The following is a 20,325-nucleotide window of genomic DNA, read 5'->3' on the forward strand; positions in this document are numbered from 1 at the left end:
GGACCTGAATAGTCCGTGTCCGGATCAAATGGGGTCTCATCGCGGGAGGTGCGATGGACCGGAATCTGTTGAACGACATCTGCGTGCGCCAGCTCACAATGAGCGGCGTGCACGAGGGCGAGACCGTCGCCGTGCTCTCACAGGGGGCCGAGCGGCTGGACTACGCGGACGCCTTCCTCTACGCGGCGCGGAGACTGGGGGCGGCCGCCTACCACGTACGGCTGCCGGAGGAGTCGGCCGAGTCGGGCGCGTGGGCGGTCGGGCAGTCGGGGCTCGGCGCCAATCCGCAGGTGGTGGAGGCGTTCAAGCAGGCGGACATGCTGGTGGACCTGAAGTTCCTGCTGTTCAGCAAGGAACAGTTCGCCATCCAGGACGCGGGAACGCGGATCCTGACCGTCGTCGAGCCGGTACCGCTGCTGGCGCGGCTGATGCCGACGCGGGAGCTGCGGGAGCGGGTGGAGGTGGGCGCCGAGCTTCTGGGCGGGGCGAGTTCGATGCGCATCACCAGCCCGGCGGGCACGGACGTCACCTACCGGCTCGGCGTCTACCCGACGATGAGCGAGTACGGCTGCACCGACCAGGCGGGACGCTGGGACCACTGGCCGGCCGCGTTCGTGTTCACGGGCGGAGCCGACGACGGCGTGGACGGGACCATCGTGCTGTCACCCGGTGACGTGCTGCTCCCGTTCAACACCTACGTACAGACCCCGGTCACGCTCACGATCGAGAAGGGGTTCGTCACCGACATCCGGGGCGGACTGGACGCCGACCTGCTGTCGTCGTACATCAGGTCCTTCGACGACCCGCGCGGTTACGGCATGTCGCACGTCGGGTGGGGCCTCGACGAGCGGGCGCAGTGGCACGGGCTGACGCAGTTCCCCGGCGGCATGGGCATGGAGCTGCGCTCGTTCTACGGCAACGTCATGTTCTCCATCGGCCCCAACAACGAGCTGGGCGGCCCGAACGACACGCCCTGCCACTTCGACATCCCCATGCGCGGATGCAGCCTGTTCCTCGACGACGAGCCCGTCGTGCGCGACGGCGACGTGGTCGTCCCCGAGATGCGTCCGGCGGGGCGCAGGTGACCGCCCCGATACCCGCACAGAGGAAGCCCGCACAGAGGAAGCCCGCACAGAGGAAGGACGTGGACGTGACCGACCACCACATCGGGCTGATCGTGCCCAGCTCGAACCTGACGATGGAGACCGAGCTGCCGCGCATGCTGCGGGATCGCGAGAACGCCGAGCCGGGCGACCGGTTCGTGTTCCACAGCGCCCGGGCCCGGATGCGGCATGTCACCCCCGAAGAGCTGGTCGCGATGAACGCGCAGGCCGAGCGGGCCGCCCTGGAACTCGCCGACGCGCGTCCCGACGTGGTCGCGACCGCCTGCCTGGTCGCCATCATGGCGCAGGGGCCGGGATACCACTGCGTCGCGGAGGACTCGATCCGCGCGGTGCTGCGCGAGGAGGGATCCGAGGCACCGGTGGTGTCCAGCGCGGGCGCGCTGCTGACCGCGCTCGGCGCCATGTCGGCCCGGCGGATCGCCGTCATCACGCCGTACATGAAGCCGCTGACCGCGAAGGTCGTGGAGTACCTCGAGGACGCCGGGCTGGAGGTCGCGGACGCGCTGAGCCTGGAGGTGTCGGACAACCTCGCCGTCGGGCGCCTCGATCCGCGTGATCTGCGTGAGCACTGGAAGCGGCTCGACCTGGCCGGGGTGGACGCGCTCGTGCTCTCGGCGTGCGTGCAGATGCCGTCGTTGCCCGCCGTTCAGGCGGTCGAGGAGGAGGCCGGGCTGCCGGTCCTGTCGGCGGCGACGGCGACGGCGTTCTGCGTCCTGAACGAGCTGGGCCTGCCGCCGACCGTTCCCGGCGCGGGCAGCCTGCTGAGCGGCAAGTACACCCTCTGACGCGGCTCGGCACGGGGGAGGGGCCGCGGCGCACGGTCCCGGCCCTTCCCCGCGAAGACCTCGGCGCCGGAGCCCGTCCCAGGGCATCCGGCGGCCGGGGTCCTCGTCATGCCCGGAACCCGCTCCGGCTCGCCTTCCGCGCCCGGACCGCCGCCGCCGGGCTTTCCTCCGTCCCCACGTGCGAGGCCTTGACAGCGCGTTCCCCCGCCAGCAGGGTGTATGCAACTGCACATAACGGCATTCAGTTGTAGACACGATCTCTTCGTGTACGCCGCCGTGCGATGGCGCCACGCGCCCACGGCGACGACCGACTCGCGTCTGCGGTCCGCAGAGCACCGCAGGAACCCCGCTCGATAGGAACGTGAGGACCACCGGCTGTGAACATTCGACGTTTTGGCGGCACCCGGCACGCCCTGATCGCATCGGCCGTCACGGCGCTCGCCGTCGGCCTCGCCGCCTGCGGTGGCGGCGGTGGCGGCGGTGGCGGCGGTACGTCCGACGGCTCCGGCACCCCGGAGCTGAGCGCCCCGGAGCTGAGCGCCTCGGGCAAGCTCCTGCCCGAGGCCCTCAAGAAGTCGCGGGCGTGGACGGTCGGCGTCCTGCCCGACTACCCGCCCCAGTCGTTCACCGATCTCTCGACCAACAAGCTCGTCGGGGTCAACGTCGACCTCGCCGACGCGCTCGCCGGGGAACTCGGCCTCAAGAGCACGTACGCCCCGACGAAGTTCGACGCCATGCTCGCCGGGCTCGACGCCGGGCGGTACCAGATGAGCGCGATGGGCTTCTACGTCGCGCCGGCGCGGGAGGAGACGGCGGACCTCATCGGCTACACCAAGGTGCGGCAGTCGATCCTCGTGGGCAAGGACTACAACGGCGCCAAGCTCAACTCCTACGACGACATGTGCGGCCTCACCGTCGCCCTCGTCGCCGGCACGCCGCACGAACCGGCGCTGAAGAAGCGCTCCGCCGAGTGCGTCGGCGAGGGCAAGGACGCGATCACGGTCCAGGTCTTCCCGGGCGACACGGCGATGTTCGCGGCCGTGACCTCGGGCCGGGCCGACGCGACGGTGACGAGCACCGCGACGAGCAACTACATGGTGGCCAACTCCAAGGAGGGCGTGAAGCGGGCCGGCGACTCCTTCCAGTGCACGATCGGCGCGTTCGGGATCAAGAAGGGGCAGCCCGAGCTCCTCGCGGCTCTCAAGAGCGCGATGGAGCAGCTGATCAGCTCCGGGCGCTACAAGCAGGTCATGGACAAGTGGGGTCTTGGTGAGCTCGCCCTGGACAGGGCGATGGTGAGTCCCATCTCCGGCACCTTCTCGACCGACGACTGCGGTGCCGTATGAGCGAGAAGCGTGTGACGGGCGACGGGCGGGTCTCCGGGAGCTCCCTCGCGGACCTGCGGGCCGAGTTGCGCGAGTGGCTCGCCGCCCACACCTCACCGGCCCTTCAGGGGCTCAGCGAGTTCGAGGTCGAGGACACCCTGTGGGGACAGCCCTCGGCGCCGGGATACGCCGAGTACGCGGCGTTCGAGGAAGCCTCCCGGCAGGCCCGGCTCATCTGCCCGCAGTGGCCCGAGGAGTACGGCGGCCGGGGCTTCGGCGCGATGGAGACGGCCGTTCTGGCCGAGGAGTTCGCGGCGGTCCGCATGCCGCGCCTGACCCGGGGCATGGGTGAGAGGCTCGCCGGCCCGGCGATCCTCGCGCACGGCACGCGGGAGCAGAAGGAGCGCTTCCTGCCGCGGATCCTCAGCGGGGAGGACCGCTACTGCCAGGGCTTCTCGGAGCCCGGAGCCGGGTCGGACCTCGCCGCCGTCCAGACGGCCGGGGTCGTCGAGGGCGACGAGCTCGTCGTGTCGGGGCAGAAGATCTGGACCTCCGGTGCGCACCGCGCGAACGTGATGTTCCTGCTCTGCCGTACGGACCCGGCGGCCCCGAAGCACAGGGGCATCTCCTACGTGCTCCTGCCGATGCGCGACAACGGGATCACGGTCGGCCGGCTCGTCACGATGGCCGGCGAGGACGAGTTCTGCCAGGAGTTCATCGACGGCGCGCGGGCACCGCTCTCCAACGTCATCGGCGGCCTCAACAACGGCTGGCGCTCGGCGATGACCACTCTGGGCAGCGAGCGGGGCGCGGTCGCCGCCGTCGCGCACCTCACCTACGAGAGAGAGTGGTCCGACCTCGTCGACCGGGTCCGCGAGCGCGGGCTCGACGGCGACCGGCTCGTACGGCAGAAGCTCGCCTGGGCCTACTGCCAGATCCACGTCATGAAGGCGACCGGAAGACGGGTGCTCGACCAGATCGCGCGGGGCGCCGAGCTCGGTCCCGAGGCGTCCCTGACGAAGATCGTCTGGAGCGAGTACCACCGGCGGCTCGGCGAGATAGCGATGGACGTCGAGGGCGCCGCCGGCCTCGTCCGCCCCGAGGGCGACGGCTACCCCCTGACCCGCTGGCAGCGGACCTTCCTCCGCGGCCGGGCCGAGACGATCTACGCCGGCACGAGCGAGGTCCAGCGGCGCATCGTCGCCCAGCGCGTCCTCGGCCTGCCGAAGGACGGCGCCCGTGGCTGAGTCACTGGACGGAATGCTCGACGCCCGCTCCGTCGCGCTCGTGGGGGCGTCGGAGAAGTCGGGCTGGTCGCGGAACGCCTTCGCCAACCTGCGCCTGCACAGCCCCCACGTGACGGTCCACTGCGTCAACCCCCGGGGCGGCCGGGTCCACGGTGTCACGGCCGCCGAACGGCTCGCCGACATCGGGGAGCCGGTCGACCTCGCCTACGTCATGGCGCCCCGGGACGCCGTGCCCGACGTCATCGCGGAGGCGGGCGTGGCCGGCATCCGCAACGCGGTCGTCCTCACGGCGGGCTTCGGGGAGACGGACGAGGGCAGGGCGCATCAGAGGCGGCTGACACGGGCGGCCGCCGAGGGCGCCGTCCACGTCCTCGGCCCGAACACGAGCGGCTTCGTCAACGTCCGGCGCGGCCTCGTCGCCTGCGGGCTGTCGATGCCCGTGCTGCCCGATCCCGGCGGGGCGTCCTTCGTCCTGCACTCCGGCGGTCTCATGAAGCCGGTCATGAACCTCGCACGCGGGTGGGGGATCGGGGTCGGCTTCGTGGGAAGCAGCGGCAACGAGGCCGCCCTCTCCGCCGTGGCGATCGCCCGGCATCTGGTCGAGTCCGGGGAGACCGGGGCCGTCGGGATGTTCCTGGAGGCGTTCCGCGACCCGGCGGCCTTCCGCGAGCTCGCGGCGAGGGCCGTCGAGCTCGACCGGCCCGTCGTCGTCCTCACCGTCGGGCGGAGCGAGGTCGCCCGCGAGGCCGCTCGCTCGCACACGGGTGCGCTGACCGGCGACGCCGAGGTGACGGCCGCCGTCCTCGGCCAGCTCGGCGTCGTCCAGGTGCACTCCGTCGAGGAACTCGTCGTGACGACCGGGCTCCTGTCCCGGCGGGTTCGCCCGCGCGGCAACCGGATCGGCGTCGTCGGCGCCTCGGGCGGGGTCTGCGGGCTGTCGGCCGAGACGGCGGGTGAGCTCGGCCTCGAACTGCCGGCGCTGCCCCCTTCCACTGCGGCGGCCCTGGGCGAGCTCATGCCCGACTTCTCCCGGCCGGAGAACCCGGTCGACGTCACCGGTTTCGTCGCGGTCCAGCCCGACCTGCCGCTCGTCGCCACCCGGCGCGTCGCCGAGACCGCGCCGGACAGCTATGACGCCCTTCTCTTCCAGGCGTTCATGATGCCGAGGGAACGGCCGGCCGTTCCCGGGGAGGGCGAGGAGCTCTTCAGGTCGCTCCTCGACGTACAGGCGGGCGTCGAGATCCCGATCATCCTCCAGAGCGAGGTCGCGGCTCCGCTGCCGGATCACGCGCGGGAGCTGTTCGGGTCGCTGGGCCTCGTCTGGCTCCCCGGCGTTCATCTCGGTCTGCGGGCTCTCGCGAACGCCGTGGCCTACACCGCCCGGCGCGACCGGATCCGGGGCCGGACGGCGCCGCTCCCGAGCCGGCCGACGAGTGTCGACGCCGACGGGACGCCATGGTCGGAGGCACGCGCGCTCGCCCTGCTCGACAGGTGCGGCGTCCCGGTCGTCCCCTCCGTTCTCGCCCGCGGCGAGGACGAGGCGGTGTCCGCCGCCGCCGGATTCGACGGGCCCGTCGCCCTGAAGATCTGCTCGCCCGACATCGCCCACAAGTCCGATGTCGGCGGCGTCGAGCTCGGGGTCCTCGGCGAGGAGGCGGTCCGCGCCGCCTACCGAGGACTCCGCGCCCGCGTCGCCCCCCTCGCGGAGGCGGGCGCACGGATCGACGGCGTCATCGTCGCGCCGATGCGGCCGGCCGGTGTCGAGCTCGTCGCCGGCGTCCGCCGCGATCCCGTGTGGGGAGCCGTCGTCGTCGTGGGACTCGGCGGTGTCTTCGTCGAGGTCCTGCGCGACGTCGCCATCAGGGCGCTGCCCGTCACGGCGGACGACGTCGCCGACATGCTCGCCGGCCTGCGGGGCCGCGCGCTGCTCGACGGAGTCCGTGGCCGCGCGCCGGCCGACGTCGGCGCCCTCGTGGACGTGATCGTCACCATGTGCGCGGCCGTGACCGGCTGGTGCACGCCGACCGGGGTCGACTGGGACTCGGTCGAGATCAACCCGCTGCTCGCGACGGGCGACGGGGCCGAGGCCCTCGACGCCCTCGTGACCTGGACCACCCGCGACGAGACGGAGGAGAACCCGCATGACCGCCCCTGACCAGGATGAGCTCGACGCCCTCCGGGACGTCGTCCGCAGGCTGCTCGCCAAGGAGTGGGGGCCGGACCAACGGAACGCGCTGCTCGCCGGCGACGACGGCCCGAGCCGGGCGCTGCGCGAGCGGCTCGGCCGGGAGCTCGGCCTCTACGGCCTCGCCGTCCCGGCCGAGTACGGAGGGGCGGGGTGCGGCTTCGCCGAGCTCGCGATCGTCCTGGAGGAGCTCGGCCGTACCCTCGCCGACCCCCTCTACCTCTCGACGGCCGTCATCGGGGTGACCGCGTTGCGCCTGTCGGCGAACGAGGAGCTCCGGCGCGCATGGCTCCCGCGGATCGCCGACGGGAGCGTGACGGTCGCGCTCGCCTGTACCGAGACGACCGCGGCCTTCGAACCGGAGACCCCGCGGACCCGGGCGGTTCCCGCCGGCGGCGAATGGCGGGTGACCGGCGAGAAGCAGATCGTCGCCGGAGGCGCCGAAGCCGGCCTGCTCCTCGTCTCCGCCGCCACGCCCACCGGCGAGCTCGTCCTCCTCGCCGTCGAACCGGGCTCGGAGCACGTCACGGTCGTCCCGACCCCGGCGCTCGACCTCACCCGCCCGCTCGCCACGGTGACGATGACGCAGGCCCCCGCCCAGGTCGTCGCCGCCGGGCGGGAGGCGAACGACCTGTTGTCCGTCCTCCTCGACCACGCCGCCGCCGGGCTGGCGTGCGAGCAGGTGGGCGGTGCGGCGCACGCCCTTGAGACGACGACGGCGTGGGTCCGCGAACGCGAGCAGTTCGGCGTGCCGATCGGCGGCTTCCAGGCCGTCCAGTTCGCCTGTGTCGACATGCTGCTCGACGTCGAGGCGGCGCGCTCGGCGGCGGCCTACGCCGTCGCCGCCCTCGACGCCGTCGCCGCTGACGACGCCGCTGACGACGCCGGCGACGACGACGCCGGTGACGCCGCCGTGGCGTGCGCGGTCGCCAAGGCGGTGTGCTCGGAGTCGTTCGTCCGGGTGACCGGCCAGATGATCCAGCTCCACGGCGGCATCGCGTACACGTGGGAGCACGAGGCGCATCTGTACTTCAAACGGGCCAGGTCCGCCGCCGAACTCTTCGGCAACGCGGACCACCACCGCGAACAGGTGCTCGTCCGGATGGGAGTGCGGCCGTGACCGAACCGAACGACGGCAAGCAGGTCCCCCGTCCCACGCCGGACACCCGGCCCTACTGGGACGCGGCGGCACGGGGCGAGCTGAGCCTCCCGAAGTGCGAGGACTGCGGGCTGCTCTTCTTCTATCCACGCTCGGTGTGCCCGGGGTGCTCGTCGCTCAGCCTGCGCTGGGTGCCCCTCTCGGGACGCGCGAGGCTTCACTCCTACCTCATCTCCCACCTGCCGTCCCCGGGCTTCGAGGTGCCCTACGCCGTCGCGGTCGTCGAGCTGGAGGAGGGGCCGCGGATGATGTCGTCGATCGTCGGGGTGCCCCAGGACCCCGAGCACCTCGTGCTCGACATGGAGCTGCGCGTCGTCTTCGAGACCCACGGCGGGGTCTCCGTACCGAAGTTCACCCCGGCGGTGTCACGATGAGCCCGGCCATCGCGGCGATCGCCGGGGCGGCCGAGTCCGAGGAGATCGGCAAGGTCCCGCACAAGTCCGCGCTCCAGCTCCACGCCGAGTCCGGCCGGGCCGCGGTCCTCGACGCGGGCCTGACCATGGCCGACATCGACGGCGTCGCCTGCGCCGGGGAGAGCCCGGTCGACGTCGCCGACTACCTCGGCATCCGCGCGGACTTCCTCGACGGGACGATGGTCGGCGGCTCGTCGTTCATGCTCCACGTCCGGCACGCGGCCGCGGCGATCGCCGCCGGGCAGTGCCGGGCCGTCCTGGTCACCCACGGTGAGTCGGGCCGGTCCCGGGTCGGCAAGCAGCCGTGGGCTCCGGCGCCCCAGTCGATGCGCGGGCAGTTCGAGGTGCCCTACGGCGGCGTCTACGCCCCGACCGCCTTCCCGATCGGCGTCCTGCGCTACATGAAGGACTTCGGCGTCACCCGCGAGCAGATCGCGGCGGTTCCGGTCGCCCAGCGCCGATGGGCGGCGAGGAATCCCCGCGCCATGCTCCGTGACGAGATCACCGTCGCCGACGTCCTGGCCTCGCGGGTCATCGCCCATCCGCTCCACCTCTTCGAGTGCTGCCTCGTCACCGACGGCGGGGCGGCGGTCGTGGTCACCTCGGTCGAGCGCGCGGGCGGCACCCGGGCCCCGGTCTATGTCCTCGGCGCGGGGGAGGCGGCGGAGACGTCGCTCGTCTCGACGATGGACGACCTCACCCACTCGGCGGCGTTCGCCCGGGCCGGCCGGCGGGCCTTCGACGAGGCCGGCATCACCACGGCCGACGTCGACCACGTCATGATCTACGACGCCTTCGCCCACACGGTCCTCTACGGGCTCGAGGCGCTCGGCTTCGCCGGGCGTGGCGAGGCCGGGGCCTTCGTCGAGTCGGGGGCGACGAGCCCGGGCGGGTCGTTGCCGGTCAACACGAACGGTGGCGGCCTCGCGTACACCCACACCGGGATGTACGGGATGTTCGCCATCCAGGAATCGGTCCGTCAGCTCCGCGGTGAGGCCGCGGCCCAGGTCGACGATCCGAGGACGAGCGTCGTCCTGGGCAACGGCGGCTCCTTCATGAGCGCCGGGGTCCTCGTCCTCGGCCGGGAGGCCGACCGGGGCGCGGCCGCGGTACGTGAAAGGTCTGTGTCGTGAACATCTGTGCAGGTCGGGTCGCCGTCGTCACCGGTGCGGGAGGCGGGATCGGCCGTCACCACGCCCTGGAGCTCGCGCGTCAGGGAGCCCGGGTCGTCGTCAACGACTTCGGCCCGTCCGGGACCTCCCCGGCGGCCGAGGCCGTCGTGGCGGAGATCGAGGCACTGGGCGGTACGGCCGTCGCCCACCGGTGCGACGTCTCCGACATGGCCTCCGCGGCGGCGCTCGTCGAACGCGCCGTCGAGGAGTTCGGCGGCCTCGACGTCCTCGTCAACAACGCGGGCATCCTCCGTGACCGGATGCTGACGACCATGTCCGAGGACGACTGGGACGCCGTCATCCGGGTGCACCTGAAGGGCACCTTCGCGCCGACCCAGGCCGCCGCCCGCTACTTCCGGGCGTGCCACCGCGAGGGCCGGCCCCGCTCCGGCCGGATCATCAACACGAGCTCGTCGTCGGGCCTGCGCGGCAACGTCGGGCAGTCGAACTACGGTGCGGCCAAGGCCGGCGTCGCGGCCTTCACCCAGATCGCGGCGATGGAGCTCCACCGCTACGGGGTCACGGTGAACGCCGTCTCACCGGCGGCCCGGACCCAGATGACCGAGGGGCTGATGTCTCCCCCGGAGGGGGACTTCGACGTCTTCGACCCGGCGGCGATCTCCCCGCTCGTCGCCTGGCTCTCCAGCGCCGAGGCCGGCTGGGTGACCGGGCATGTCTTCGACGCCCACGGCGGCGTCGTCGGGGTCTACGAGGGGTGGGACGTCGGTCCGGCCCGGGACCGGGGCCGGCTCTGGCGGGCCGAGGAGATGGGGGAGGCGGTCCGCGACCTGCTGTCCCGGGCGACCGTCAACCCTCGGCTGCCGCGCCCGGAGGGCGCCCCCGACACGGGCGCCGGTACGGGCCGACATGGGCCCTGACATGGGCCCCGACGCGGACACCGTGGCGGCCGGTGTCGCGCCCGCCGCGGAGCCGTCGAGGGCCGTACCGGGATCCCGACCTTGACGTACGCATGTGCCGTACATAGTATGCAGTTGTATACAGTGCTCCAAAGGAGGTCCGGTGCCGAGTCAACCACTCCGGCCACTCCTCGCCCCCGCATCGGTCGCCGTCGTCGGCGCCTCCCTCAGGGCCTCGCGCGGAAGGGACGTCCTTCAGGCGCTCCTGGCCGGCGGGTACGGCGGGCGGGTCTATCCCGTGAACCCACGGTATGAGGAAATAGACGGTCTGACCTGCTACCCCGACGTCGCCTCGCTGCCCGAGGTCGTCGACTGCGCGGTCATCGCCGTCCCCGCCGAGGCGGCCGTCGACGTCGTCGCCCAGTGCTCCGCTCACGGCGTCGGCGCCGCCGTCGTCATGGCGAGCGGTTTCGGCGAGACGGGAGCGGTCGGGGCCGACCTCGAGTCCCGGCTGCGAGCCGCGGCGGGGCCGGTGGCCCTGTGCGGCCCCAACTGTCTCGGCGTGCTGAACACGGCGATGGGACTGTCCCTCGGGCTTCGAAGCGCCGATATCGTCCCGGCCGGGCCGATCGGCGTCGTCATGCAGAGCGGTGCCCTGACGAGCGCCCTCCTCGACCCGCTGGCCCGGCGGCATGTCGGGGTGAGCCACGTCGTCTCCTCGGGCAACGAGGCGGTGCTCGACGTCGCCGACTACCTTGAGGCCCTGGTCGAGGACCCGGCCACCAGGGTCGTCGCCGTCTACGTCGAGCAGATCCGCAGGCCGGCGTCGTTCGTCACGGCCGCCCGGCGGCTTCGCGACGCGGGGAAGCCGGTGGTCGTCCTGCCCGCCGGGCAGTCCCGCCGGTCGGCGACCGTTGTCGCCGCGCACACCGGCGCGCGCCCCAACGACCGGGACGAACTCGACGCGACCCTGGGGGCCGCCGGCGCCGTCCGGGTCGCCGACGTGGACGAACTCGTCGAGACCGTCCTCCTTCTCGCCGGCAGCCCCGTTCCGCCGGGGCCGCGAACGGCGTTCGTCAGTTACACCGGCGGGGGCAACGCGGTCCTCGGCGACCTCGGGGCGGCGCAAGACCACCCGTTCGCCGAGCTCTCGCGGGAGACGATCACCCGGCTGGGCGCGATCCTCCCCACCTTCGGCGTCGCGATGAATCCGCTGGACATCACCGGTGCCGCGGCCCACGACGACGGGATCCTGGAGGGCTGCCTCGACATTCTGCTCGGTGCCCCGGAGGTCGACATGGTCGGCGTCTCGATCGGCCCCGGGTACGCGAGCACGGAGATCGAGATCCGCCGTGCCCGCACGACGGTGGAGGCCGCCCGCCGGAGCGCCAAGCCGGTCTTCGGGTACTGGTACAGCGCGGCCGGTTTCGTCGACCCGGTCGCCCGGATCTTCGCCGAACACGGAGTGCCGCTCCTGCAGGGAGCGGCCGAGGTCCTCGCGGCCACACAGAGCCTGGGCGGCCTCGCCGCGGCTTTCGAAGGTGCCGCGCCGGCACGTCATGAGGGTGGCCGGCGGACCCTCACGACCGGTGCGCCGGCACCGAACTGAACCTGACAACACTGCTGGAGAGGTGGAACGTGGGTCGTCTCGATGGAAGGGTCGCCGTCGTCACGGGGGCCGGTCGCGGGATCGGCGCCGCCACTGCGCGGCGCATGGCGGCCGAGGGCGCGGCGGTCGTCGTCAACGACCTCGGCGTGAAACTGGACGGGTCCGCGCCCGACTCCGGGCCCGCGGCCGAGGTCGTGGAGGAGATCCGGCGGAGCGGCGGCCGAGCCGTCGCCGACGGTTCGGACGTCTCCGACTTCGCCGCGGCGGGCGGGCTCATCGGGCGGGCGCTCGACGAGTTCGGGCGCATCGACATCCTCGTCAACGTCGCGGGGATCCTCCGCGACCGGATGCTGTTCAACATGACCGAGCAGGAGTGGGACGACGTCATCCGGGTCCACCTGCGCGGCACCTTCAACACGATGCGCCACGCGTCCGCGCACTGGCGCGAGCAGCGCGACCCCGGCGCGAACAACCGCATCATCAACTTCACGTCCCGCTCGGGACTGCACGGCGCGCCCGGCCAGCCCAACTACGCCGCGGCGAAGATGGGGATCATCGGGCTGACCTACTCGGCGGCCCACTCCCTCGAACGGTACGGCGTCACGGTCAACGCGATCGCGCCGAACGCCGCGAGCCGTATGGGCCAGTCGGTCCCGACCGATCGGACGACCCAGCGGCTCGAGGGCGCCGACCGGGCGCCGGACAACATCGCGCCCACCGTCGTCTACCTCGCCGGCACCGAGTCGTCGTGGTGCAACGGCCAGGTCCTCCACGTGGACGGATACCAGGTCGGCCTGTACGAGGAACCGCGGGTCATCCGGCACATCGCGTCGCCGGGGCCCTGGGACCTCGACGACCTCTCGGGCATGTTCGAGAAGGTCTTCCGGCCGGCGCTCTACGGTGAGGCACTCTTCGGGGTCGAGCCGCGCCGCTACACCCCGCCGAGCAAGGACGACGCGGACGGAGGCCCGCGGTGAAGGCGCCCCGGACCGCGATCGTCGGTGTCCACGAGCACCCCAGGCGGGTCGAGCCGGACCTGTCCGCGTGGCAGATCAAGGCCGCCTGCGCCGCCGAGGCGCTCGCCGACGCCGGCCTGACCTGGAGCGACGTCGACGCCGTCTACGACGCGAGCGAGACCGGGCCGGGGGCCGGCCTGGCGATCGCCGAATACCTCGGGATCACCCCGTCCGTCGTCGACACGACGAGCGTGGGCGGCAGCTCGTACCAGGCGCACGTCGCCCATGCCCGCGACGCCATCCGGGCGGGCCGGGCCCGCGTGGCCCTGCTGACCTACGGTTCGACGGCCCGGAGCAAGGCGACCGGCGGCGCGGCGTTCCAGTGGAACTACGGGCCGGTCGCGGAGCAGGAGACGCCGTACGGCCTCACCCTCATCGGCAGCTACGCGCTCGCCGCGCGACGCCACATGCACGAGTACGGCACGACGCCGGAGCAGCTCGCCGAGATCGCGGTCATCGCGCGGGAGCACGCGCTGCGCAACCCCGACGCCGTCGCGGGTCTTGAGGCGATGCGCATCCCGGCTGTCCCGCTCACCGTCGACGCCGTCCTCGGCTCCAAGCCCATCGCCGACCCCCTGCGACTGCTCGACTGCTGTCTCGTCAACGACGGGGGCGGCGCCGTCGTGCTGGCGGCCGAGGACGTCGTCCCGGACACCCGCAAGGCGCCCGTCTGGGTCCTGGGCGCGGCCGAGTCCGCGAAGTCCGTGGACTTCGGCAGCGACATCACCTCGTCCGCCGCGGTGGAGTCCGGTGCCGCGGCCTTCGGGCAGGCCGGGGTCAAGCCCAGCGACATCGACATCGCGATGATCTACGACTCCTTCACGATCACGACCCTCATGATCCTGGAGGATCTGGGATTCTGCGCGAAGGGCGAGGGAGGTCCCTTCGTCCAGGGCGCGGGCCTGCGGGCCGGCGACGCGGGCCGGCTCTCCCTCAACACCGACGGCGGCGGGCTGTCGTCGAGCCACCCCGGCATGCGAGGGCTCTTCCTCCTCATCGAGGCGGCCCGCCAGCTGCGCGGCGAGTCGACCGCCCAGGTCGACGGCGCACGGCTCGCCGTGGCTCACGGCAACGGCGGTCAGCTCGGAACCCGCCACAACGCCGGCACCGTCATTCTCGGGAGGGACCGACCTTGACCACGCTCGAACGCCCGATCCCCGATCTCGCGACGTCGGACCAGAACGAGTACTGGCGGGCCACGGCGGACCGGCGGCTCCTCCACCGGCGCTGCTCGGCCTGCTCGGCCCCGCTCCCGCTCGTCCGCCGGCACTGCCACCACTGCGGTTCGCGCGAGCTCGGGTGGCGGGAGTCCGCCGGCCGGGGGACCGTGTACACCTACACGGTGATCCGCCGCCATCCGCATCCGTACTTCCGGGGCCGGACGCCGTACGTGCTCGCCTACGTCGACCTCGACGAGGGCCCGCGGATGCTCGCCGAGATCGAGGCCGACCCCGGCTCGGTGACCATCGGGCACCGGGTCGAACTCGCCTGGGCGGAGGCCGGTGAGATCAATGTGCCGATCTTCCGGCTCCGGGACGTCGACGAGGAGGAGTCGTGAGCCGCACCCTTGAGGAGATCGCCGCCGAGGCCCAGTCGTGGGTCGGCCGGAAGGGACCGATCATCACGGCGGTGATCGAGGCGAGTGCGATCCGCCGCTTCGTGGAGGCCATCGGCGACCCGAACCCGCTCTACACCGATCCCGAGTACGCCCGTCTCACCCGGTGGGGAGGCATCATCGCCCCGCCGACCTTCCTCTGCACGCTCATGGCGGAGATCTCCATTCCCGACATCCCCTTCGGGACGGCGCAGCTCAACGCCGGCAACAGCTACAGGTGGTTCCGTCCGGCACGACCGGGTGACGTCATCACCGCCCAGACGGAGAACGTCGCGATCTACGGCAAGGTCGGCCGTCGCGGCGAGATGCTCATCACCGACCGGGAGACCCGCTACACGAACCAGCGGGGTGAGCTCGTCGCCCTCGGGCGGTCGTCAGGAGTGGGAGTTTGATGATCAAGGTCGGTGAAACGCGCACCTTCGACTCCGTCACGGTGGGCGAGACCCTGCCCGAGACGGAGCACCGCCCGACGAGCCGCGAGCTCGTCCGCTACACGGCGGCGGCCGGCGACTACTACGAGCCGCACTACGACCTGGAGGCGGCGCGTGAGGCGAACCTTCCGGGCGTCGTCGTCCACGGCCTGCTCAAGGCGGCCTGGCTGACCCGTTGCGTCACGGAGTGGGCCGGGCCGGACGTCGCGGTGCTGTCGGTCGACGTCCGCTACCGCGGCATGGACCTCGTCAACGAGCGCTATGTCGTCGGCGGGACCGTCGTCGGCCTCCACGACGACGACGAGGGCCGGCGGGTCGAGGTCGAGGTCTGGGGCCGCAGTGACATCCGGGCCACGACGACCCTCGGCACGGTCACCGTGGAGCTCCCCGACGCACGTCCCTGACGCGGAGCGCCTCCGCGGCTTGAGATCCGTCCACCCTAAGCTGTATACAACCGTATGTGTTCGTGTGCAGTGCATTCGACCACGTTCCACGACAGGAGGGCCAGTGCTCACGACCTTCGACGACGACCGCGCGCGCCGCTTCCGGCAAGAGGCGCGCGAATGGATCGGCGCCGCGATCCCCGATGAATGGCGTGCCTACACCGGCCCGGTCGGCAGCGACGAGGCCCTGAAGATCCGGCACGGCTGGGACCGGCTCGTCTATGACGGCGGGTACGCCGGGCTGTCCTGGCCCGAGGAGTTCGGCGGCCGCGGGCTCGGGGTCATCGAGGAGGCGATCTTCCTTGAGGAGTGCGCGCTGGCCGGGGCGCCCGAGGGCCTGAGCCGGATCGGCCGCGGCCTCGCCGGATCGGTCCTGATGACCTTCGGATCGAAGGAACAGCAGGCCCGCTTCCTCGACCCGATCCTCTCCGCCGAGGAGATCTGGTGCGAGGGCCTCTCGGAGCCCGACGCCGGCTCGGACCTCGCGGCGATCCAGACGACGGCGACGCCCGTCGACGGCGGTTACCGCATCGACGGCCACAAGGTCTGGACGAGTTACGCGCACTACGCGCAGTTCTGCATGGTGCTCGCGAAGACGAACGACGGCCGCCGGCACCACAACCTCGGTGTCTTCGTCGCCGACATGTCCGACCCCGGGCTCACGCGGTCGCCGATCCGGCAGATGAACGAGGACAAGGACTTCAACGAGCTGACCTTCGACGGGGTGATGGTGCCCGCCGAACGGGCGGTCGGCGACCTCACCCAGGGCTGGCGGATGGTCCAGCACGGCCTGCGGGTCGGTGCGCAGGGGTCGGCCAACTCGCTTCTGCGGTACCTCGAGATCCGGCGCCAGCTCGAGGCCGCACGGGTCTGTCTCGCCGAGCGGGAACGCACCGACCTGACCGCCCTCGAATGGCTCGAGGACGAGGCCGAGCTTCTCCGCTTCCACATCCTCCGCGTGACCGAGGCGCGGGCCCAGGGGCTCGACGTCGGCGGCGAGGCGGGAATCATCAAGCTCGTGGCGTCCGAGCTCAACCAGCGCGTCATGCGCCTCGGCATGGACATCGGCTGCCCGGCTCACGAGGAGAAATGGCGCCGCCTCTACCTGCACAGCCACTGCGAGTCGATCGCGGGAGGGTCCTCCGAGATGCTGCGCAACATCATCGCGACGCGGACGCTCGGCCTGCCGCGGTCCTGGTGAATCGGAAAGGAGACCACGACGATGACGCTTGTTCCCTCCGCGGACGCCCGCGCCGCCGCCGAGCGGCTTGACGCGATCTTTCGGGACGCCTACGCGGACGTGCCCCTGACACGGCGGCACGACGACGGTTTCGACGAAGGGGTCTGGGAGACCCTCGTCGACGGAGGCTGGCACCTCCTCGGCGCCTCGGCAGGCTCCGGCGGGGCGGGCTTCGCCCTCGCCGACCTCACGGGGATCGCCGAGACGTACGGCCGCTGGCTCGCCGGCGTGCCGCTCCTGCCGACGATCCACGTCAACGCGTGGATCACGGCCGACGGCGGTGCTCCGCTCCCCATGGCGACGTACCGCCTCCCCGGCGACGCGGGCCTGGCGCCGTTCGGCGACCTCGCCGGGATCGCCGTCCTCACCGGCGACGAGGTCGCCGAGCGCTCCGCGGACGCGCGCGGCACCGCCTACGACGGGTTCGCCTACTCGCTCCCGCTCGCGGGTACGGGCGCGGCGGGCCCGGAGCTCACCCGCGGCCGGATCGACGAACTGGGCGTCCTCCTGGCGGCCAGCGGGGTCGGGGCCGCGGAGAGCGCCCTGCGGCAGGCGTGCGAGCACGCGAAGACGAGGGTGCAGTTCGGCAAGCCGATCGGTCAGTACCAGGCCATCGCCCATCTCCTGGCCGACATGTTCACCTACGTCGCCCTCGCGCGCAGCGCGGTGTCGTGGGCGGTCGGCAACCCCGGCACGACGGCGCGCGCGGTCGGCGCCTCGCTCAAGCTGGCCCTCGACGCGGTCGAGGGCGCCGTCCACGTCCTCGGCGGCCGCGGCTTCACCTGGGAGTCCGGCGTCCACTTCTACCTGCGCCACATCCTCCAGTGCCGCAAGGTCGTCCAGCTGGCCGGGCAGGGAGCGCTCCAGCCGGCGGGCCGGCACGGGGAATCCGGATGACGATGAACCTGTCGGCCGTCGGTGACCGCGGCCCGACGACGACGACCGGCTGGACCCGGGACGACGTGATGCTCTACGCCATCGCCGTCGGTGCCGGGCAGCGGCCGGACCGGGAGCTCTCGCTCACGACGGAGAACAGCGACGGGGTGCGCCCGCAGGTCCTGCCGACGTTCGCCGCGCTCCTCAGCCAGCGGGCGGTCCGTCCCTCGCCGGGGGAGTACGACCCGGCCATGGTCCTGCACGCCGAGCAGCACGTGACGGTGCACGCGCCCCTGCCGTCCGAGGGCACGGTGAGCCTCACGGCCCACCTGGAGGCCATCCACGACAAGGGATCCGGGGCGGTCGTCCGGACGCGGACCGTCGGCGTCCTGGAGGGGAAGGACACGCCGGCCTTCGAGGCCCGGTCGGCCATCTTCATCCGCGGCGCGGGCGGCTTCGGTGGCGAGCGCGGGGTGAGCGAGCCCTGGGCCGCGCCCGAGCGGGAGCCGGACCACGTCGAGCGGTTCACCCTGCGTCCGGAGCAGGCGCTGCTCTACCGGCTGACCGGTGACCGGAACCCGCTCCACGCGGACCCGGTGTTCGCGGCGCGGGCCGGCTTCGCCCGGCCGATCCTCCACGGCATGTGCGCCTACGGCTTCAGCGCCCGGGGCCTCGTGGCGGCGTTCGGCGGCGACCCGGACGCCCTCCGCGCCGTCGGCGGCCGGTTCAGCGCGACCGTCGAGCCCGGCGACGAGCTGACGGTCGAGATCTGGGCGACCGGTGACGGGGCCCTCTTCCGCACGCGCCGCGGCGACGGGACCGTCGTCCTCGACCGCGGGAGAGCTCTGCGCGCGACCGGGCTTTCCGGCGAGGGCCGGGAAAACCCCAGGTCCCGCACGTCGGCCGACGTCGGCCGAAACGGTTGACACAGCTCGGACCAATAGTATACATCAGTATACATCACACGATTATAGATCTCAGCAACACGGCGGTTCGCTCCCTGCGGTCAGCATCGATTGCGAGACCTCGCGTTGTCACTCTCACAGTCGAGAGAAGGTTCTGATGACAGCAGTCGACGCGCCTCCGGCGATCGAGGAGGAACTGCGCAAAGCGCAGGAACTCTCCGAGTCGGGGCGGGTACAGCGACCGCGACATATATTCCGGTGGCTCTTCGCGATCGCCCTCCTCGTCTTCCTGGTGCAGGTCGTCAGTGGCGCGATCACCAACCCGGCCTTCCGCTGGGACGTCGTCGGGGAGTATCTCTTCAACGAGCACATCCTCGACGGACTGCTCGTCACCTTGAAGCTCACCGTCATCTGCATGGTGATCGGCATCGTCCTCGGAATCGGCATCGCCCTCATGAGGATGTCGTCGAACCCGGTTCTCACGACCCTCGCCTCGGGATACCTCTGGCTCATCCGGGGCGTGCCGACCCTCGTGCAGCTCCTTTTCTGGTACTTCCTCGGCGCGGTCCTGCCCGAGATCGGCATCGGCATTCCGTGGGGCCCGGTCTTCGCCTCCGCCGAGACCAACCAGGTCGTCAACCAGATGAGCGCGGCGATCCTCGGTCTCGGGCTCGGCGAGGCCGCCTACATGGCGGAGATCGTCCGAGGCGGGATCCTCTCGGTCGGGCGCGGCCAGAGCGCCGCCGCCCAGGCGCTCGGCATGTCGCGGGCACAGACGCTGCGCCGTATCGTCCTGCCCCAGGCGTTCGTGGTCATCGTGCCGCCGACGGGCAACCAGGTCATCGGCATGCTCAAGTGGACGGCGGCCGTCTTCGTCATCGGCCTGCCCGACCTTCTCACCAGTTCCCAGATGATCTATGGGCAGAACTTCCAGCAGATCCCGCTGCTCATCGTCGTGTGCTTCTGGTACCTGCTCTGTGTGTCGATCCTCATGCTCCTTCAGCGGCGCCTGGAGCGTCACTACGGACGCGGCTACGGCGAGGTCAAGCTCCCGCGCGGAAAGCGAGTGCGTCATGCAACCAGCCTCTAAGGAAGTCGTGGTGGACGACCCGGCCGGTCCGCCGCCGGTCATCGTGGCCCGTGGCGTCCGCAAGCAGTTCGGGCAGCAGGAGGTCGTCCGCGGGATAGACATCACCGTCCGGGCCGGGGAGATCCTCTGTCTCATGGGGCCCTCCGGAGGCGGGAAGAGCACCTTCCTGCGCTGCCTCAACTTCCTCGAGACCCCCGACGCTGGCCACGTCTGGGCCAACGGCGAACTCCTCGGCTACCGGCAGGAGGGCGACCGGCTCCGCGTGCTCGGCGAGCGCGAGATCGCCAAGACGCGGCGGCACATCGGCATGGTGTTCCAGCACTTCAACCTCTTCACGCACATGACGGCCGCCGAGAACGTCATGGAGGGAATGGTGCAGGTCCTCGGGATCGGCCGTGCCGAGGCGCGTGCGCGGGCCATGGCCCTCCTCGAACGGGTCTCGCTCACGGCGCACGCGGAGAAGTATCCGGCGCAGCTGTCCGGCGGCCAGCAGCAGCGTGTCGCGATCGCCCGCGCCCTCGCCATGAATCCCGTGGCCATGCTGTTCGACGAGCCGACCTCGGCCCTCGACCCCGAACTCGTCGGCGAGGTGCTCGCCGTCATGCGCGAGCTGGCCGAGGACGGGATGACGATGGTCGTCGTCACCCACGAGATCGGGTTCGCCAAGCAGGTCGCGACGACCCTCGCCATCATGGACCAGGGCGTCATCATCGAACAGGGCCCGCCGGACCAGATCGTCAAGAACCCCGCGTCCGAGCGGACCCGCGCCTTCCTCGCGAGCGTCCTGCACTAGTCGTTGACCACCCGCCCGCACCGTGTCCGTGACCGTTCGA

20 protein-coding genes are annotated in these 20,325 nt (G+C 71.9%); all 20 read left to right on the forward strand.

The window, feature by feature from the left end:
- Positions 1-53 precede the first annotated feature (53 nt).
- Complete coding sequence (locus AB0N02_RS01135) at positions 54-1,085, forward strand: leucyl aminopeptidase (protein ID WP_363941111.1); 1,032 nt, start codon at positions 54-56, stop codon at positions 1,083-1,085.
- A 65-nt stretch (positions 1,086-1,150) separates the two neighbouring features.
- The gene (locus AB0N02_RS01140) at positions 1,151-1,909 is read left to right on the forward strand and encodes an aspartate/glutamate racemase family protein (protein ID WP_363941113.1); all 759 of its coding nucleotides are present in this window, start codon (positions 1,151-1,153) and stop codon (positions 1,907-1,909) included.
- Positions 1,910-2,286: 377 nt separating this feature from the next.
- Positions 2,287-3,255, forward strand: coding sequence for an ABC transporter substrate-binding protein (locus AB0N02_RS01145; RefSeq protein WP_363941116.1), 969 nt, complete (start codon positions 2,287-2,289; stop codon positions 3,253-3,255).
- Entirely contained in the window at positions 3,252-4,481 is a 1,230-nt protein-coding gene (locus tag AB0N02_RS01150) for an acyl-CoA dehydrogenase family protein (RefSeq protein WP_363941119.1), read from the forward strand. Before AB0N02_RS01145 ends, AB0N02_RS01150 begins: the two co-directional genes overlap by 4 nt.
- The gene (locus AB0N02_RS01155; protein WP_363941122.1) at positions 4,474-6,636 is read left to right on the forward strand and encodes an acetate--CoA ligase family protein; all 2,163 of its coding nucleotides are present in this window, start codon (positions 4,474-4,476) and stop codon (positions 6,634-6,636) included. The genes AB0N02_RS01150 and AB0N02_RS01155 overlap by 8 nt, the downstream gene beginning before the upstream one ends.
- Complete coding sequence (locus AB0N02_RS01160; protein WP_363941124.1) at positions 6,623-7,786, forward strand: acyl-CoA dehydrogenase family protein; 1,164 nt, start codon at positions 6,623-6,625, stop codon at positions 7,784-7,786. Before AB0N02_RS01155 ends, AB0N02_RS01160 begins: the two co-directional genes overlap by 14 nt.
- Positions 7,783-8,199: a Zn-ribbon domain-containing OB-fold protein gene (locus tag AB0N02_RS01165; protein ID WP_363941127.1), complete on the forward strand. Its 417-nt coding sequence runs from the start codon at positions 7,783-7,785 to the stop codon at positions 8,197-8,199. Before AB0N02_RS01160 ends, AB0N02_RS01165 begins: the two co-directional genes overlap by 4 nt.
- Positions 8,196-9,371 carry a thiolase gene (locus AB0N02_RS01170; protein ID WP_363941130.1) on the forward strand — a complete coding sequence of 392 codons (1,176 nt, stop codon included), beginning with the start codon at positions 8,196-8,198 and terminating at the stop codon, positions 9,369-9,371. The genes AB0N02_RS01165 and AB0N02_RS01170 overlap by 4 nt, the downstream gene beginning before the upstream one ends.
- The gene (locus tag AB0N02_RS01175) at positions 9,368-10,288 is read left to right on the forward strand and encodes an SDR family oxidoreductase (RefSeq protein ID WP_363941132.1); all 921 of its coding nucleotides are present in this window, start codon (positions 9,368-9,370) and stop codon (positions 10,286-10,288) included. The genes AB0N02_RS01170 and AB0N02_RS01175 overlap by 4 nt, the downstream gene beginning before the upstream one ends.
- Before the next feature lie 142 nt (positions 10,289-10,430).
- Positions 10,431-11,876, forward strand: coding sequence for a CoA-binding protein (locus AB0N02_RS01180; protein WP_363941134.1), 1,446 nt, complete (start codon positions 10,431-10,433; stop codon positions 11,874-11,876).
- A gap of 29 nt (positions 11,877-11,905) precedes the next feature.
- Positions 11,906-12,853, forward strand: coding sequence for an SDR family NAD(P)-dependent oxidoreductase (locus AB0N02_RS01185; RefSeq protein WP_363941136.1), 948 nt, complete (start codon positions 11,906-11,908; stop codon positions 12,851-12,853).
- Complete coding sequence (locus tag AB0N02_RS01190; protein WP_363941139.1) at positions 12,850-14,028, forward strand: thiolase; 1,179 nt, start codon at positions 12,850-12,852, stop codon at positions 14,026-14,028. Before AB0N02_RS01185 ends, AB0N02_RS01190 begins: the two co-directional genes overlap by 4 nt.
- Positions 14,025-14,450, forward strand: coding sequence for an OB-fold domain-containing protein (locus AB0N02_RS01195; protein ID WP_363941142.1), 426 nt, complete (start codon positions 14,025-14,027; stop codon positions 14,448-14,450). The genes AB0N02_RS01190 and AB0N02_RS01195 overlap by 4 nt, the downstream gene beginning before the upstream one ends.
- Positions 14,447-14,899, forward strand: a complete 453-nt coding sequence (locus tag AB0N02_RS01200) for a MaoC family dehydratase N-terminal domain-containing protein (RefSeq protein ID WP_363941145.1) — start codon at positions 14,447-14,449, stop codon at positions 14,897-14,899. The genes AB0N02_RS01195 and AB0N02_RS01200 overlap by 4 nt, the downstream gene beginning before the upstream one ends.
- Entirely contained in the window at positions 14,899-15,342 is a 444-nt protein-coding gene (locus AB0N02_RS01205) for a MaoC/PaaZ C-terminal domain-containing protein (protein WP_363941148.1), read from the forward strand. The genes AB0N02_RS01200 and AB0N02_RS01205 overlap by 1 nt, the downstream gene beginning before the upstream one ends.
- Positions 15,343-15,445: 103 nt before the next feature.
- Complete coding sequence (locus AB0N02_RS01210; protein ID WP_363941150.1) at positions 15,446-16,582, forward strand: acyl-CoA dehydrogenase family protein; 1,137 nt, start codon at positions 15,446-15,448, stop codon at positions 16,580-16,582.
- A 21-nt stretch (positions 16,583-16,603) separates the two neighbouring features.
- Entirely contained in the window at positions 16,604-17,518 is a 915-nt protein-coding gene (locus AB0N02_RS01215) for an acyl-CoA dehydrogenase family protein (protein WP_363941152.1), read from the forward strand.
- Positions 17,515-18,423, forward strand: coding sequence for a MaoC/PaaZ C-terminal domain-containing protein (locus AB0N02_RS01220; protein ID WP_363941155.1), 909 nt, complete (start codon positions 17,515-17,517; stop codon positions 18,421-18,423). The genes AB0N02_RS01215 and AB0N02_RS01220 overlap by 4 nt, the downstream gene beginning before the upstream one ends.
- Positions 18,424-18,559: 136 nt before the next feature.
- The gene (locus tag AB0N02_RS01225) at positions 18,560-19,492 is read left to right on the forward strand and encodes an amino acid ABC transporter permease (RefSeq protein ID WP_363941158.1); all 933 of its coding nucleotides are present in this window, start codon (positions 18,560-18,562) and stop codon (positions 19,490-19,492) included.
- A complete protein-coding gene (locus AB0N02_RS01230) occupies positions 19,476-20,285 on the forward strand; it encodes an amino acid ABC transporter ATP-binding protein (protein ID WP_363941161.1) in 810 nt (269 codons plus the stop codon). The genes AB0N02_RS01225 and AB0N02_RS01230 overlap by 17 nt, the downstream gene beginning before the upstream one ends.
- Positions 20,286-20,325: the final 40 nt, after the last annotated feature.

This window comes from Streptosporangium sp. NPDC051022 (assembly GCF_040683035.1).
Taxonomy (GTDB): Bacteria; Actinomycetota; Actinomycetes; order Streptosporangiales; family Streptosporangiaceae; genus Streptosporangium.